The 14,727-nt window shown below is 41.0% G+C and carries 13 protein-coding genes; 1 reads left to right on the top strand and 12 read right to left on the bottom strand.

Features of this window, described 5'->3' with window-relative positions:
* Positions 1-29: 29 nt before the first annotated feature.
* From CEF22_RS01615 to CEF22_RS01575, 9 genes are all read right to left on the bottom strand, one after another.
* A complete protein-coding gene (locus CEF22_RS01615; RefSeq protein WP_100401474.1) occupies positions 30-452 on the bottom strand; it encodes a hypothetical protein in 423 nt (140 codons plus the stop codon).
* A 59-nt stretch (positions 453-511) separates the two neighbouring features.
* Entirely contained in the window at positions 512-1,111 is a 600-nt protein-coding gene (locus tag CEF22_RS01610; RefSeq protein ID WP_100401473.1) for a thymidine kinase, read from the bottom strand.
* An 86-nt stretch (positions 1,112-1,197) separates the two neighbouring features.
* Positions 1,198-1,401 (bottom strand): 50S ribosomal protein L31, encoded by a 204-nt coding sequence (gene rpmE, locus CEF22_RS01605; protein WP_095479173.1) that lies wholly within the window; start codon positions 1,399-1,401, stop codon positions 1,198-1,200.
* A 137-nt stretch (positions 1,402-1,538) separates the two neighbouring features.
* Positions 1,539-2,822, bottom strand: a complete 1,284-nt coding sequence (rho, locus tag CEF22_RS01600; RefSeq protein WP_095479174.1) for a transcription termination factor Rho — start codon at positions 2,820-2,822, stop codon at positions 1,539-1,541.
* A 221-nt stretch (positions 2,823-3,043) separates the two neighbouring features.
* The gene (glpX, locus tag CEF22_RS01595) at positions 3,044-4,009 is read right to left on the bottom strand and encodes a class II fructose-bisphosphatase (RefSeq protein WP_095479175.1); all 966 of its coding nucleotides are present in this window, start codon (positions 4,007-4,009) and stop codon (positions 3,044-3,046) included.
* 100 nt (positions 4,010-4,109) lie between these two features.
* Positions 4,110-5,393 carry a UDP-N-acetylglucosamine 1-carboxyvinyltransferase gene (locus CEF22_RS01590; RefSeq protein WP_095479176.1) on the bottom strand — a complete coding sequence of 428 codons (1,284 nt, stop codon included), beginning with the start codon at positions 5,391-5,393 and terminating at the stop codon, positions 4,110-4,112.
* 124 nt (positions 5,394-5,517) lie between these two features.
* On the bottom strand, positions 5,518-6,165 hold the full coding sequence (fsa, locus tag CEF22_RS01585; RefSeq protein ID WP_095479177.1) for a fructose-6-phosphate aldolase: 648 nt from the start codon (positions 6,163-6,165) through the stop codon (positions 5,518-5,520).
* Between the two features lie 101 nt (positions 6,166-6,266).
* A complete protein-coding gene (locus tag CEF22_RS01580) occupies positions 6,267-7,130 on the bottom strand; it encodes a class II fructose-bisphosphate aldolase (protein WP_100401472.1) in 864 nt (287 codons plus the stop codon).
* Positions 7,131-7,381: 251 nt separating this feature from the next.
* Positions 7,382-7,744 (bottom strand): response regulator, encoded by a 363-nt coding sequence (locus CEF22_RS01575; RefSeq protein WP_094833606.1) that lies wholly within the window; start codon positions 7,742-7,744, stop codon positions 7,382-7,384.
* 155 nt (positions 7,745-7,899) lie between these two features.
* Between CEF22_RS01575 and CEF22_RS01570 the strand changes: the two genes are divergently transcribed.
* Positions 7,900-8,421, top strand: coding sequence for a DUF2529 family protein (locus CEF22_RS01570; protein WP_100401471.1), 522 nt, complete (start codon positions 7,900-7,902; stop codon positions 8,419-8,421).
* A 111-nt stretch (positions 8,422-8,532) separates the two neighbouring features.
* Here CEF22_RS01570 and CEF22_RS01565 read toward each other — a convergent pair whose 3' ends face one another.
* From CEF22_RS01565 to icmF, 3 genes are all read right to left on the bottom strand, one after another.
* The gene (locus CEF22_RS01565; protein WP_100401470.1) at positions 8,533-10,131 is read right to left on the bottom strand and encodes a CTP synthase; all 1,599 of its coding nucleotides are present in this window, start codon (positions 10,129-10,131) and stop codon (positions 8,533-8,535) included.
* A gap of 200 nt (positions 10,132-10,331) precedes the next feature.
* On the bottom strand, positions 10,332-10,880 hold the full coding sequence (gene rpoE, locus CEF22_RS01560; protein ID WP_100401469.1) for a DNA-directed RNA polymerase subunit delta: 549 nt from the start codon (positions 10,878-10,880) through the stop codon (positions 10,332-10,334).
* A 565-nt stretch (positions 10,881-11,445) separates the two neighbouring features.
* On the bottom strand, positions 11,446-14,715 hold the full coding sequence (icmF, locus tag CEF22_RS01555) for a fused isobutyryl-CoA mutase/GTPase IcmF (protein ID WP_100401468.1): 3,270 nt from the start codon (positions 14,713-14,715) through the stop codon (positions 11,446-11,448).
* Between the last annotated feature and the right edge of the window lie 12 nt (positions 14,716-14,727).

Genomic DNA, 14,727 nt, shown 5'->3' with positions numbered 1-14,727 from the left:
TCTTCAGCCAAGCTGAAAAAGGCAACGATCTATTTAATCCGCATTTCAATTTCGTATCTCGGCAAAGCAGCGACTAGACTTTCATAAGCGGCTTTCACTTCGGCTTCTGTATAATTATGGCCTTGTTTTTCGTGGACAGTGACTCGCATTTTACCACCGTTGATCCATACGGAGCCTGGTTCGTATGGAGTGAAACGCTTGATGACGTCTCTAGCATGGTCAATATCTGTTCCACGAGTTGGTTGCTGCGGTGACAAGTCTAGAAAATTAGGGTTTTGATTGGTGTTGACTGGATCATTTTGCTTCGCTTCATCTGCACGTGTTTTCGTTATATTATCAGGAGCGAAATCTTTTCCGTGCTGATTTTCATTCCAACTTTCATTAGAAGCTTCTTTGTCTCCACACGCTCCTAAGGCAAATGCTAGCAAGATCGCCATTAGAAAAAAACGCATAAAAAAACCTCCTTTACATGTAGGTTGACCTGTTTAAAGGAGGTTTATCCGACTTCTAATTATTTTTTCTCTAAATGATGGACAACTTTAGGTACTTCATGGTGATGACGGCAACGCGGTTCATAACTTTCAGATGCGCCTACTAAAATGATCGGGTCATCATATTTAGCAGGTTGTCCATTAATTAAACGCTGCGTTCGGCTAGCAGGTGAACCACAAACAGCACAAACAGCTTGTAATTTCGTCACAAGCTCGGCCGCGGCCATTAAAGCAGGCATCGGTCCAAAAGGTTCACCACGAAAATCTTGATCCAATCCAGCCAAGACCACTCGATGTCCTCGATCCGCTAAGGTTTGCGCCACATTTGTAATGTCATCATCAAAAAACTGCGCTTCATCTATCGCTACTATATCTACATCAGACGTCACTTCTGACAAAATAGTTGCACTGCTTTGAATCGGTTTCGCAATCACAGAAGAACCATTGTGAGAAACGACCGATTCTTCACTATAACGATTATCGATTGCCGGTTTAAACACCATAATCGTTTGTTTAGCAAATTGAGCGCGGCGAACACGGCGAATAAGCTCCTCTGATTTCCCTGAGAACATACTGCCACAAATCACTTCTAACCATCCAGTTTGCTTCATTACATACATGAAAGAAAACCTCACTTCCATTGCTAAAAATACAAAAAAAAGGCAAGCAGTTAATCGTTAACTCCTTGCCTGTCTTTTTCATTTCATTATTTCTTGATGCCGTATTTTTTGTTGAAACGATCAACACGTCCGCCTGCATCAGCGAATTTTTGACGGCCAGTGTAGAATGGATGGCACTCAGAGCAAACCTCAACTTTGATTTCCTCGTTTACAGAACCAGTTTCAAACTCGTTTCCGCATGCGCATTTCACCATTGCTTTTTTGTAACCTGGATGAATTCCTGCTTTCATTCTTGTCATCTCCTTCCGCCCTGAATCATTTCGAAACAGAGTAAGTATATACGAAGTACGGCTAAAAAAACACCGAACTTAATTACTAAACACACCTCAACATTATAACAAGCCTCTAAATAAAAATCAATTAGGAATTATAAAATTCGTTTCGATGGTCCATTTGTTTTAATTTCAGCAATCAGCTGCTCAATGAAATCAGCATTTGACTTCGTTTGTCGTAATCGACGAAGGAATTTCTCAGCAAGGTCTGGTGAATCCGACATCGTTTTTCGAATCGACCAAATCATTTCAAGCTGTCCTTTTTCAATGAGCAATTCTTCTTTACGAGTACCTGAACGCTTAATATCAATCGCTGGGAAGATACGGCGTTCAGCAAGCGAACGATCGAGATGAAGTTCCATATTTCCCGTTCCTTTAAACTCTTCATAAATGACGTCATCCATACGGGAGCCTGTATCAACAAGAGCTGTTGCTAAAATGGTTAAACTACCACCTTCTTCAATGTTACGAGCCGCACCGAAAAAGCGTTTCGGACGATGGAAAGCAGCCGGGTCAATCCCCCCAGATAATGTTCGTCCACTTGGCGGAATGACAAGATTATATGCTCTAGCAAGTCTTGTAATACTATCCATTAAAATAATAACGTCACGCTTATGCTCGACTAGGCGCATGGCACGCTCTAGTACAAGCTCAGCGACTTTAATATGATTTTCTGGCACTTCATCAAATGTGGAACTAACGACTTCCGCTTGAACGGAACGCTCAATATCCGTTACCTCTTCTGGACGCTCGTCAATTAACAACACGATCAGTTCTGATTCTGGATGATTGGTTGTAATAGAATTAGCAATTTCCTTTAACAACATCGTTTTCCCCGCTTTCGGCGGAGCAACGATTAATCCACGCTGACCAAAGCCAACAGGCGAAATTAAATCCATAATACGAGTAGAAAGATTTTTAGGGTTCGTTTCGAGTAAGATTTGACGGTCCGGATATAAAGGAGTCAATGCTGGGAAGTGGACACGCTCTTTTGCTGTTTCCGGGTCATCACCATTAACGGCTTCTACATGAAGAAGACCATAATAGCGCTCATTTTCTTTCGGAGGTCGTACCTTTCCAGATACTTTATCACCATTTCTTAAATCAAAACGGCGAATTTGCGAAGCAGAGATGTAAATGTCTTCGGAGCTAGGTGAATAATTGATTGGGCGTAAGAAGCCGAAACCTTCTGATTGAATAATTTCTAAAACGCCTTCCATGAAGAAATAGCCTTGTTCTTCCGCGCGCGCCTTTAAAATCGCGAAAATTAACTCTTTTTTTGTCAATTTACTATAATAGGAAATTTTGTATGTACGCGCAAGTTCATAAAGCTCTTTCAGCTTTAAATTTTCTAAATACGATATTGTTAGTTCTTCCATTTTGGCACCACACTTTAGTTTAATTCTCCCCTATGATATAGAGAGCCGTTCTTATCAAAACATACCTATTTTAACTGTTAGGGATGACTGAATCAATAAATAAATAAGTTGTAAAGGAAGGAAAGTTTTCACACGCGGTTACTTGTAGTAATGATCGTGGGTTACAAAAAATGAAACAGCAGAAACGGGCGAGTTCACCCGTTCCTACTGTTCTTTTACTATTAAGGCTTGATGACTAAATTTGGTTTCTTATTCAAGCTGTGACGGCCGTCAACGAAACGAACCGTACCAGATTTTGCTCTCATAACAATTGAATGAGTCTCACCGTAAGAGCCTTTGAATTGAACTCCTCGCATTAACTCTCCATCCGTTACTCCTGTTGCAGCAAAGATCGCATCGTCACCACGAACAAGGTCTTCCATACGAAGTACTTTATTCACATCAAGGCCCATGCCTTCGCAACGTTTCACTTCCGCTTCATCTTGTGGAAGTAAACGTCCTTGGATTTCTCCTCCAAGACATTTTAAAGCGACAGCCGCAATAACGCCTTCTGGAGCGCCACCAGAACCGAATAAAATATCTACACCTGTTTGATCAAATGCCGTGTTAATCGCACCCGCTACATCGCCATCATTAATCAATTTAATACGAGCACCTGCTTCGCGTAATTGAGCAATAATTTCTTCGTGACGCGGACGATTTAATACAGTAGCTACAACATCTTGAATATCTTTATTTTTCGCTTTAGCGACAGCTTTTAAATTATCTAGTACTGACGCATTAATATCAATTTGGCCAACCGCTTCAGGTCCAACAGCGATTTTGTCCATATACATATCCGGTGCATGCAGAAGGTTTCCATGATCAGCTACAGCTAGTACAGCTAAAGCATTCCAACCACCTGATGCCACAATATTTGTTCCTTCCAGGGGATCCACAGCTATATCCACTCTCGGACCGTAGCCAGTACCAAGTTTTTCTCCGATGTATAGCATTGGAGCCTCGTCCATCTCACCTTCACCGATGACCACTGTTCCTTTCATCGGGATCGTATCGAACACATCACGCATTGCAGAAGTTGCCGCGTCATCCGCCTCATTTTTCTTTCCTCGTCCCATCCAGCGAGCGGAAGCTAAAGCTGCGGCCTCCGTTACACGGACAAGCTCCATTGATAAACTTCTTTCCATTTTGGTTTTCCTCCTGTATTACAACTGCAAATTTTAATCCGTATATCACATTAACATATATATTGTAACACATACATAGGAAATTGCGGGAAACAATTGTTTAGCTTTTTATTTGTTCTAGCTCTTCTTCGGATAATTCCTCGCGCCAAAGCTCCGCACCAATATCACTAAGCTTTTCAACGAGCCTACTATATCCTCGATCGATATGTTCTAATCCTGTGATTTCTGTAACTCCTTCTGCCATCAACCCTGCGATAACAAGAGCAGCCCCAGCGCGCAAATCGCTCGCTTTCACCTTTGCTCCGTGGAGTTGTACAGGACCATTAATAACCGCTGAACGCCCTTCCACTTTCATATTGGCATTCATGCGACGTAGTTCATCCACATGTTTAAATCGAGCAGAATAGATCGTATCCGTGACTACGGCCGATCCTTCTGCCTTAGTTAATAGAGAGGTAAAAGGTTGTTGGAGATCTGTTGGAAAACCCGGATAAACAAGGGTTTTAATGTCCACTGCTTTTAATCGATCCGCTTTTCCAACAAAAATTTTATCGTCGGCCGTTTCAATCGGGATGTTCATTTCTCGTAGCTTGGCTGTTAAAGATTCTAAATGAAGAGGAATGACATTATCTATGACAAGGCCATCGCCGACAGCTGCGGCAAGAATCATAAAAGTACCGGCTTCAATACGATCGGGGATAATCGTATGACGGCACCCATTTAAGTGTTCAACTCCGTCAATCCGAATAATATCTGTGCCTGCTCCTTTAATCCTTGCACCCATATTGTTTAGCAATGTAGCTACATCAATAATTTCTGGCTCTTTTGCCGCATTTTCAATAACCGTTTGTCCTTTTGCTTTGACAGCAGCCAGCATAATATTAATCGTAGCACCTACACTGACTACATCTAAATAAATTCTCGCACCGCGGAGCTCTTTCGCTCGCAAGTAAATTGCCCCTTGCTCGTTTGTAACTTCCGCTCCAAGCGCTTCAAACCCTTTAATATGCTGATCAATCGGGCGAGGACCTAAATGACAGCCTCCCGGAAGGCCAATGACCGCTTTCTTAAACTTCCCGAGCATGGCGCCCATCAAATAGTAAGAAGCTCTTAGCTTTTTGACACGACCATTCGGAAGCGGCATTGCAATCATATTGGTAGGATCGACCTGCATTTCGCCATCCTTAAAGGTGACTTCACCACCAATTTCCTCTAGTAGCCCTTTTAGCATATGAATATCGGATATATCCGGCAGCCCTTCAATTGTGACTGGAGACTCGGCCAAAATGGTGGCAGGGACAAGAGCAACCGCACTATTCTTCGCTCCGTCAACTTTAATCGTTCCTCTTAATGGACGGCCTCCTACAATTTTCAGCTTTTCCATGTTTGACTCCCTTCTTTCACGCACTGACTAAGCATCGAAAAGGAATAGTACCTAGATGTTTGAACAGCAAATTTAATAGTTAATAGTTTATCCCATTGTAGGTAAATCATGTAATAAATATTGATTATTTTGCTTTGCGTTGTTCCCAATCAGCAAGGAAAGCATCAATACCTTTATCTGTTAATGGATGTTTGAACATTTGTTGTAGAACTTTAAATGGAATCGTAGAAATATGCGCGCCGCGAAGAGCAGCTTGTGTAACATGCTGTGGATGACGAATGGATGCAGCGATAATTTCAGTTTCAATCTCATGAATCGCGAAGATACCCGCAATTTCTTCAATCAAAGCTAATCCATCAGTACCAATATCATCAAGACGACCTAAAAACGGCGATACATATGTAGCACCCGCACGAGCAGCTAATAATGCTTGATTCGCACTGAAAATTAACGTTACATTCGTTTTAATGCCTTCTTTAGCAAAAATCGCTACAGCTTTCAATCCTTCTGGTGTCATCGGTACTTTCACCGTAATGTTTGGAGCGATTTTCGCTAGTTCACGACCTTCTTCGACCATTCCCTCTGCATCAAGGGCAATCACTTCAGCGCTAACAGAATCGCTAACTAAGTCAGTAATTTCACGAAGGCGCTCATGAAACGGAACATCTTCCTTTGCAACTAAAGAAGGGTTCGTTGTTACTCCTGATAAAATCCCCCATGAATGAGCTTCTCTAATCTCTTCCATATTAGCCGTATCGATAAATAATTTCATAAGCCAACTCTCCTTTATAATAAATATTAATTGTTTAAAAAATATGCACGGAAACCGCCTTACTAAATAAGGCGGTTTCACTCGTACTTTTGATGTATTTTTTACGCTTTACCTGAAGAACCAAATTCACGCATTTTGCCTTTAACTGTTTCTTTAATCGTTTCGCGTGCAGGTCCTAAGTATTTGCGTGGATCGTATAGGTCTGGCTTTTCAGCTAACACTTCGCGAACAGTTTTCGCAGAAGCAATTTGGTTTTCCGTATTCACATTAATTTTCGCTGTTCCTAAAGAGATGGCTCTTTGAATATCTTTTGTTGGAATGCCTGTACCACCATGAAGAACTAATGGTATCCCTGTTAAATTCATAACTTCTTCCATACGATCAAAACCAAGGTTCGGTTCACCTTTGTAAGGTCCATGGACAGAGCCTAATGCAGGTGCAAAGCAGTCTACACCCGTTTCACGAACTAATTGATCGCACTCAGAAGGAATCGCATACATCGCTTCTGCATCATCAACAATAAGGTCATCTTCTTGACCACCAATGCGCCCAAGTTCAGCCTCTACAGATACACCATGAATATGCGCAAGCTCAACTACTTTTTTCGTTAATTCGATGTTTTCCTCTAACGGATGGTGAGATCCATCGATCATAACAGAAGTGAACCCTGCATGAATCGCTTTCGCACACATTTCAAAGCTTGAGCCATGGTCTAAATGAATAGCCACTGGCACAGTTACATTGTACTCTTCCATTAAGGCTTCCACCATAGCAACGACCAATTTAAAACCACCCATGTAACGGGCAGCGCCTTCAGAAACCCCAAGAATTACAGGTGATTTTTCTTCTTCTGCTGCTTGTAAAATCGCTTGCGTGAACTCAAGGTTGTTTAAGTTAAATTGTCCTACAGCGTACTTTTCTTCCTTTGCTTTGTTAAGCATGTCCGTCATGGAAACTAAAGGCATAAATATTTTCCTCCTTGATCATCTGTTGTCAGCACTCTGACCTATTCATTGCTCACTTTGTATCATACCAAAATAACCCGGAAAACAAAAGCGGAAGACGCTCGATTAGCGCGATAGCGGATTTAGGCGCTCGACTGAGGGTTCACGGTTTTGGAACCCGACTGAGCGTGCAAAAATCAGCGTATGCGTTAGCGTCTGAAGCTAGACGAAACAAAAGCAGAAGACGCCTATTTATCGGCGACAAGCAAAACTCAGTAAGCGATGTACTCCTTCACCGTTTGGCGGATATCATCAATATCAAATGGTTTAGCAAAATGAGTGAGGGCTCCGAGATTTTTTGCCTCTTGAATCATATCAAGCTCTCCGTAGGCAGTCATAATAATGACCCGGATATCGCTATTTTTTTGTTTCATCCTTTTTAAAATCTCGATTCCATCCATCCCAGGAATCTTCATATCTAGTAGAACTAAATCCGGTTTATGCTCATCCGCAATCTCTAAGGCTTGGACCCCATTTGCCGCTTGAAAAGTTTCATAACCTTCTTTTTGCAATACCTCATTTAATAAAATGCGAATCCCAAATTGATCGTCGACAATTAATATTTTCTCACTCATGTTTATTCCCCCTACTATGTACGCACTTCTTACTTTGTATTTCTTTTCCTACCTTGAAAATTCCTGCTTATCTCGCCAATTAATTTACAATATCAACCTGTTTTGCTCCCAATATGAAACAACTGTATAATAGTTAGCGAAAAGGAGGAATCATTGTGCTGAAAATGTTCTCTACTCAATTAAATGGACTACTCCAGCGAATCGCTGATAAAGAGGCTGAACAAATCGAGGACGGCGCTCGTTTACTTGCACAAGCAGCAATCGGCGACGGAACTATTTTTATAAAAGGATTCAATGAAATGAAGGCAGTAGAAGCGGAAGCGGTATTCGGTGCAGAACCCCTCGTTCACGCTACACCACTTTCGTCGATCGATGAAGTGACAGAGACCGATCGTCTTCTCCTCGTTAGTCGCTTTGCCGATGACGAAGAAGTTTTGATGATCGCTAAGGAATTTCAGAAAAAAAATATCCCGTTTATCGCTATTGCTGGTGCTAGATCTACAGAGAATGAATCATTGGAAAATTCAGCAGATATCTTTATCGATACTAAATTGTTGAAAGGCTTACTGCCGAATGAACAAGGCGAACGCACCGCCTTTCCATCTAGCATCGCCGCTCTTTATATTTTCTTTTTATTAAAATTAACGATTGATGAAATTTTACTAGACAATGATTAAGCTGCCGTTCAATGACGGTAGCTTTTTTCATCTTGAGGGCGGCTAAACTCACGCAAAAAAAAAAAAGCCGTTAAAACGCATACGTGCGCTTTAACGACTTCTATATCACCATTATTTTCCTTGTAATGATGCTTCAATGAAGTCACGGAACAATGGTTGTGGACGAGTTGGTCGAGAAATGAATTCTGGGTGGAATTGAGCAGCCACAAACCAAGGATGGTCTTTCAGCTCAATGATTTCCACTAGACGGCCATCTGGGCTTGTGCCAGAGAAAATGAATCCTTTTTTCTCCATCTCTTCACGGAATTCATTATTGAACTCGTAACGATGACGGTGACGCTCATACACTACTGTGTCATTGTAAGCATCAAACGCTTTTGTTCCTTTTTGAAGTTTACATGGATATAAGCCTAGACGCAATGTACCGCCAAGATCTTCTACGTCTTTTTGTTCTGGTAAAAGATCGATAATTGGGTACTTAGTTGTCGGATCGATTTCTGAAGAATGCGCACCTTCAAGGTTTAACACATTTCGTGCAAATTCAATTGAAGCTAATTGCATACCTAGGCAAATACCGAAGAATGGCACTTTATTTTCACGAGCATATTGAATTGCCGCTAGTTTTCCTTCGATTCCACGATCACCAAATCCACCTGGAACTAAGATACCGTCTGCTTCTTTTAAGTGATCAGCTACGTTTTCTGCTGTTACTTCAGCTGCGTTGACCCAGTCAATTTCAATATCAGCGTCGAATGTGTAACCGGCATGCTTTAATGATTCAGCAACAGAAATGTAAGCATCTTGAAGCTCAACATATTTACCAACAAGAGCAATTCTCGTTTTGCGTGACAAGTTGCGCACTTTATTTACAAGCGCTGTCCACTCTGTCATTTCTGCATCATGGCATTGAAGTTTTAAATGATTGCATACTAAATCATCCATCTTTTGATCTTGTAACGATAATGGAACTGCATATAAAGTATCAGCATCCATTGCTTCAATAACTGCTTCTGGTGCAATGTCACAGAATAGAGCTAGCTTGTCTTTCATGTCTTGAGAAATAGGCATTTCTGTACGAACAACGATAATGTTTGGCTGAATACCAAGGCTACGAAGCTCTTTTACACTGTGCTGAGTTGGCTTTGTCTTCATTTCGCCAGCCGCTTTTAAGTAAGGAATTAATGTACAATGAATATACATTACGTTATCTGAACCGATGTCACTCTTAATTTGACGAATTGCTTCAAGGAAAGGAAGTGATTCAATATCCCCTACCGTTCCGCCGATCTCTGTGATCACTACATCAGCATTTGTTTCTTTACCAGCACGCATCACGCGTTCTTTAATTTCATTTGTAATGTGTGGAATAACCTGAACCGTTCCACCTAAGTATTCGCCGCGACGTTCTTTACGAAGTACTGTCGAATAGATTTTTCCTGTTGTCACGTTGCTATATTTAGACAAATTAATGTCGATGAAACGCTCATAGTGACCTAAGTCTAAATCTGTTTCCGCACCATCATCGGTTACGAATACTTCCCCGTGTTGATAAGGACTCATTGTTCCTGGGTCTACGTTAATGTACGGGTCAAACTTTTGAATTGTTACCTTTAATCCTCGATTTTTTAACAAACGGCCAAGAGATGCAGCTGTGATTCCTTTACCTAAGGAAGAAACAACCCCACCTGTTACAAAAATATATTTAGTCAACTGAAAAGCCCCCTTCAATCTATTGTTCCCTATAATAAAAGTATTGAATAAACCAATTTTTCTCAGGGCTAAAAACACAAAAACGCCCCGCTTACTTAAAAAGTAAAGGGAGCGTTATAAACATAAAACATATCTCTTAAAGAGCCCAAATAAAATACTACAATTTGGGCCAAGATAAGTCAAGAAAAGATTAAAAATCTTTATTTTTGATCGTCGTCTTCGTCATCATCGAGATCATATTCATCTTCAGCAACTAACTCATCATCGAAGTCATCTTCATCTTCATCATCTTCTTCATCTATCTCACTTAAATCATCAAGTTCTTCGATTTCGTCTTCGTCATCTAGATCGTCAATGTCTTCTTCATCAAAGTCGAAATCTTCATCGGCCTCATCCAGATCTTCAACCTCTTCTTCCAATTCCTCTTCTTTTGCAGCCTTTTTCGTCTTTTTCTTTCTCGTTTTGACCGCTGTAGTTACTTCTTCTTCCAATTGGTCAACCGGGTACCATGCACGTAGTCCCCAACGATTCTCGCCCAGTGTGATGAATCGACCATCGAAATTTAAATCCGTATAAAACTGGACCATACGCTGTCTTACTTCTTCATCACTTAGCTCTAAATGTTGTTGAATTTGATTTAAAATTTCTTGAAATGTAATCGGTTGTTTACTTTCCTCAAGAATAATAAATGCCACTTCAATAAAGGACATTTCTTTGCGTTCTTCTTTTGACAATTGCTTTAAATTCACATCCGCACTTCCCTTCTCTATTTACACACCCTGCAAAAGTGGTGGAGCTTCACTCACACCTTCTTCATTAGCATTCGTTTGGCAACATACCATTGCTTTCGAACAATTTTCAGAGCAAAAAAGGCCATATTTTTCATTATAAACATAACCACTTTCAATATGCTATAAGTTTATGTCAAGATTCATACTTTTTTTCTCCATTTACTTGATACTTTCATTCAGTGATGTTTTTTGGGACTTTTTAATTCCATAAAAGCTTTGTAGAATAAGAATAAGGAGAGGAAAATAAAAGGAATAGCACCTAGTTGTTTATTATATAACCATATAAATACAAACGTACTGATACCTATGACGATATAACCTAATAATTGTTTCACCTTTTCACATCCCGTCATTGTCCTTATTCTCATTGTATACTCACAGCTAGCATTTATAAAACAAAAATAATGTTAAGAAATTGCAAAGGCTTCACCTGTTATCATTTATACCCAAAACAAGTAAAAATCATAAGTAAAAAACTGACCGCAAAAGGAATATAACTTGTTCCTTTTGCGATCAGCTCAATTTACATATTTCTTCTATACTGGCCGCCCACTTCGTAAAGGGCTTTCGTAATTTGACCCAGACTGGCTACTCTCACACAGTTCATTAGCTCCGCAAATATATTGCCTCCGCTAATTGCTGTTTCTTTTAGCTGCTCCAAGGCCGCTTCTGTTTCATCTTGATGCTTTTGTTGGAAGTAACGTAGATTCGTAATTTGCAGCTCTTTTTCTTCCATTGTTGCTCGGGCGATTTCCATATTATCAATGTCCTCTTCAGATGGAGGATTTGGATTTAAGTATGTGTTCACACCGATAATCGGCAATTCGCCTGTATGCTTAAGCATCTCGTAATGCATCGATTCTTCTTGAATCTTCCCACGTTGATATTGCGTTTCCATTGCACCGAGCACGCCGCCACGATCGTTAATGCGCTCAAACTCTTGCAACACAGCTTCTTCGACTAAATCTGTCAACTCTTCCACAATAAACGAACCTTGTAGCGGATTTTCATTTTTAGACAAGCCATGCTCATTCGTAATAATTAATTGAATCGCCATTGCCCGACGAACCGATTCTTCTGTCGGTGTCGTGATCGCTTCATCGTAAGCATTCGTATGAAGCGAGTTACAGTTGTCTTGCAGTGCCATTAATGCTTGTAAAGTCGTACGAATATCATTAAAGTCAATTTCTTGCGCATGCAAGGAACGACCGGACGTTTGTACGTGATACTTTAATTTTTGGGAGCGTTCATTCGCACCATATTTGTCGCGCATCGTCGTCGCCCAAATGCGGCGTGATACTCGCCCAATCACTGTATACTCTGGGTCCAACCCGTTCGAGAAGAAGAACGATAAGTTAGGCGCAAAGTCATCAATATTCATGCCTCGACTTAAATAATACTCTACATACGTAAAACCGTTAGCAAGTGTAAAGGCTAGCTGAGAAATCGGATTCGCTCCCGCTTCGGCAATATGATAGCCAGAAATTGAAACAGAGTAATAGTTACGCACTGACTGATCGATGAAATATTGTTGAATATCTCCCATTAAGCGCAAAGCAAATTCCGTAGAGAAAATACAAGTATTTTGTCCTTGGTCTTCTTTTAAAATATCTGCCTGTACCGTTCCACGCACTGTTTTCAATGTCTGTGAGCGAACGTCCGCAAATTCCTCTACCGTCAGCACTCGGCCAAGTTCTTCTTCCTTCACCTTCACTTGCTGGTCAATCGCTGTATTCATAAACATCGCCAAAATAATCGGTGCCGGTCCATTAATCGTCATCGATACAGATGTCGATGGGTGACAAAGATCAAAGCCTTGATATAGCTTTTTCATATCATCTAACGTACAAACGTTGACACCACTTTCCCCGATTTTCCCGAAAATATCTGGGCGATGATCCGGGTCTTCTCCGTACAATGTCACGGAATCAAAAGCAGTACTCAAACGCTTCGCCGTATCATCCTTTGATAAATAATGGAAGCGACGATTCGTTCTTTCTGGCGTTCCTTCTCCAGCAAACTGACGCTTCGGATCTTCCCCTTTTCGTTTAAACGGAAACACCCCAGCTGTATAAGGAAAAGAACCTGGTACATTTTCTCGGTATACCCAACGAAGAATTTCACCATAATCAGCATATTTCGGCAAAGCCACTTTTGGAATAGGAAGCCCTGACAAGCTAGTCGTCGTCAATTCCGTGACGATCTCTTTATCGCGCACCTTCGTAATCAGCTTTTCACCTGCATATTTTTCGCGTAATTCCTGCCAGCCACGAAGAATATTTTTCGACTCAGCCGTTAATTGATCTTCTAGCGATGCTTTTAACGCTTCTAGTGAACGAAGAACTTCTTCATTCTTTTCCTTCGTCTTTACTTCTTCAATTGCTCCTTCTAACTGGAACAATCGGCGAGCAATATTCATTTGTTCATCAGATCGTTTATGATAACCGCGTACTGTTTCTGTAATTTCACGTAAATAATAACGACGATCATTTGGAATAATCACGTTTTGCTTCTCGACATTCGCCTTTTTGCTAAAAGAAGCTGCCCAGCCAGTGCCTGTTTTTTCATTGATCGTTTCGACTAGAGCGGCAAATAATGCATTCGTTCCTTGGTCATTAAACTGGCTCGCGATCGTTCCATACACAGGCATCTCATCTAGCGGCTTATCAAATAAATTACGGCTACGCTGATATTGCTTTTGTACTTGGCGTCTCGCATCTTCAGACCCTTTTCTTTCAAATTTGTTGATGACAATTAAATCCGCAAAGTCGATCATGTCGATCTTCTCAAGCTGAGATGGCGCCCCAAACTCGCTCGTCATCACATACATGGATACATCGGAAATATCAGCAATCTCGGCATCCCCTTGACCGATCCCGCTCGTTTCAACGATGATTAAATCATATTGTGCCGCTTGCACAACTTTAATCGCATCTTTAATCGCAAGTGATAACTCTGTACGAGAATTTCTTGTCGCTAAGCTACGCATAAATACACGCTGATTAAAAATAGCATTCATGCGAATACGGTCACCAAGCAACGCTCCGCCCGTTTTTTGCTTCGTTGGATCAATCGACAAAACCGCTACTTTTTTATCTGGAATTTCATTTAAGAAACGGCGAATCAATTCATCGGTAAGCGAGCTTTTTCCGGCTCCACCAGTTCCCGTGATCCCGATGACAGGGGCATGTCCCTCCATCAATTCAATCCGTTCAAAAACTTCTCGCGCAGCTACTTGTTGCTCTGCATCCGCATCAATTTGATCTTCAGCAAGCGAAATTAATTTCGAAACAAACGGAATTTCTCCATTTGGAAGCTGATCAAGCTCTTCTTTCATAGAGTCTGTTACAGTGGAATAATCACATTCTTCAAGCATGCGATTAATCATGCCTTGCAAGCCTTGTTGACGACCATCTTCCGGAGAAAAGATCCGAGCAATTCCGTACTCGTGAAGTTCTTTAATTTCTTTAGGGATGATAACGCCACCCCCGCCTCCATAAATACGGATATGAGAGCAACCTCTTTCCTTTAACAAATCATAAATGTATTTAAAATACTCAACATGTCCCCCTTGATAAGAAGAGATCGCAATCCCTTGAACATCCTCTTGAATGGCAGCGTTTACAATCTCTTCCACAGAACGATTATGACCTAGATGAATCACTTCCGCTCCACTCGATTGCAAAATCCGACGCATAATATTAATGGATGCATCATGACCATCAAAAAGGCTAGAAGCTGTCACAAAGCGAATATGATGCTTAGGTTTATAAATCTCCACTGTTTGACCCATGTTATTTCCCCC

The organism is Bacillus sp. FJAT-42315 (assembly GCF_002797375.1).
Taxonomy (GTDB): domain Bacteria; phylum Bacillota; class Bacilli; order Bacillales; family Domibacillaceae; genus Bacillus_CE.
This window is presented reverse-complemented; position numbering and strand designations above follow the sequence as displayed.

Coding starts and splice junctions, on each gene's coding strand:
- CEF22_RS01615 (WP_100401474.1), bottom strand. CDS start 452: ATGCGTTTTTTTCTAATGGCGATCTTGCTAGCATTTGCCTTAGGAGCG.
- CEF22_RS01610 (WP_100401473.1), bottom strand. CDS start 1,111: ATGTATGTAATGAAGCAAACTGGATGGTTAGAAGTGATTTGTGGCAGT.
- rpmE (WP_095479173.1), bottom strand. CDS start 1,401: ATGAAAGCAGGAATTCATCCAGGTTACAAAAAAGCAATGGTGAAATGC.
- rho (WP_095479174.1), bottom strand. CDS start 2,822: ATGGAAGAACTAACAATATCGTATTTAGAAAATTTAAAGCTGAAAGAG.
- glpX (WP_095479175.1), bottom strand. CDS start 4,009: ATGGAAAGAAGTTTATCAATGGAGCTTGTCCGTGTAACGGAGGCCGCA.
- CEF22_RS01590 (WP_095479176.1), bottom strand. CDS start 5,393: ATGGAAAAGCTGAAAATTGTAGGAGGCCGTCCATTAAGAGGAACGATT.
- fsa (WP_095479177.1), bottom strand. CDS start 6,165: ATGAAATTATTTATCGATACGGCTAATATGGAAGAGATTAGAGAAGCT.
- CEF22_RS01580 (WP_100401472.1), bottom strand. CDS start 7,130: ATGCCTTTAGTTTCCATGACGGACATGCTTAACAAAGCAAAGGAAGAA.
- CEF22_RS01575 (WP_094833606.1), bottom strand. CDS start 7,744: ATGAGTGAGAAAATATTAATTGTCGACGATCAATTTGGGATTCGCATT.
- icmF (WP_100401468.1), bottom strand. CDS start 14,715: ATGGGTCAAACAGTGGAGATTTATAAACCTAAGCATCATATTCGCTTT.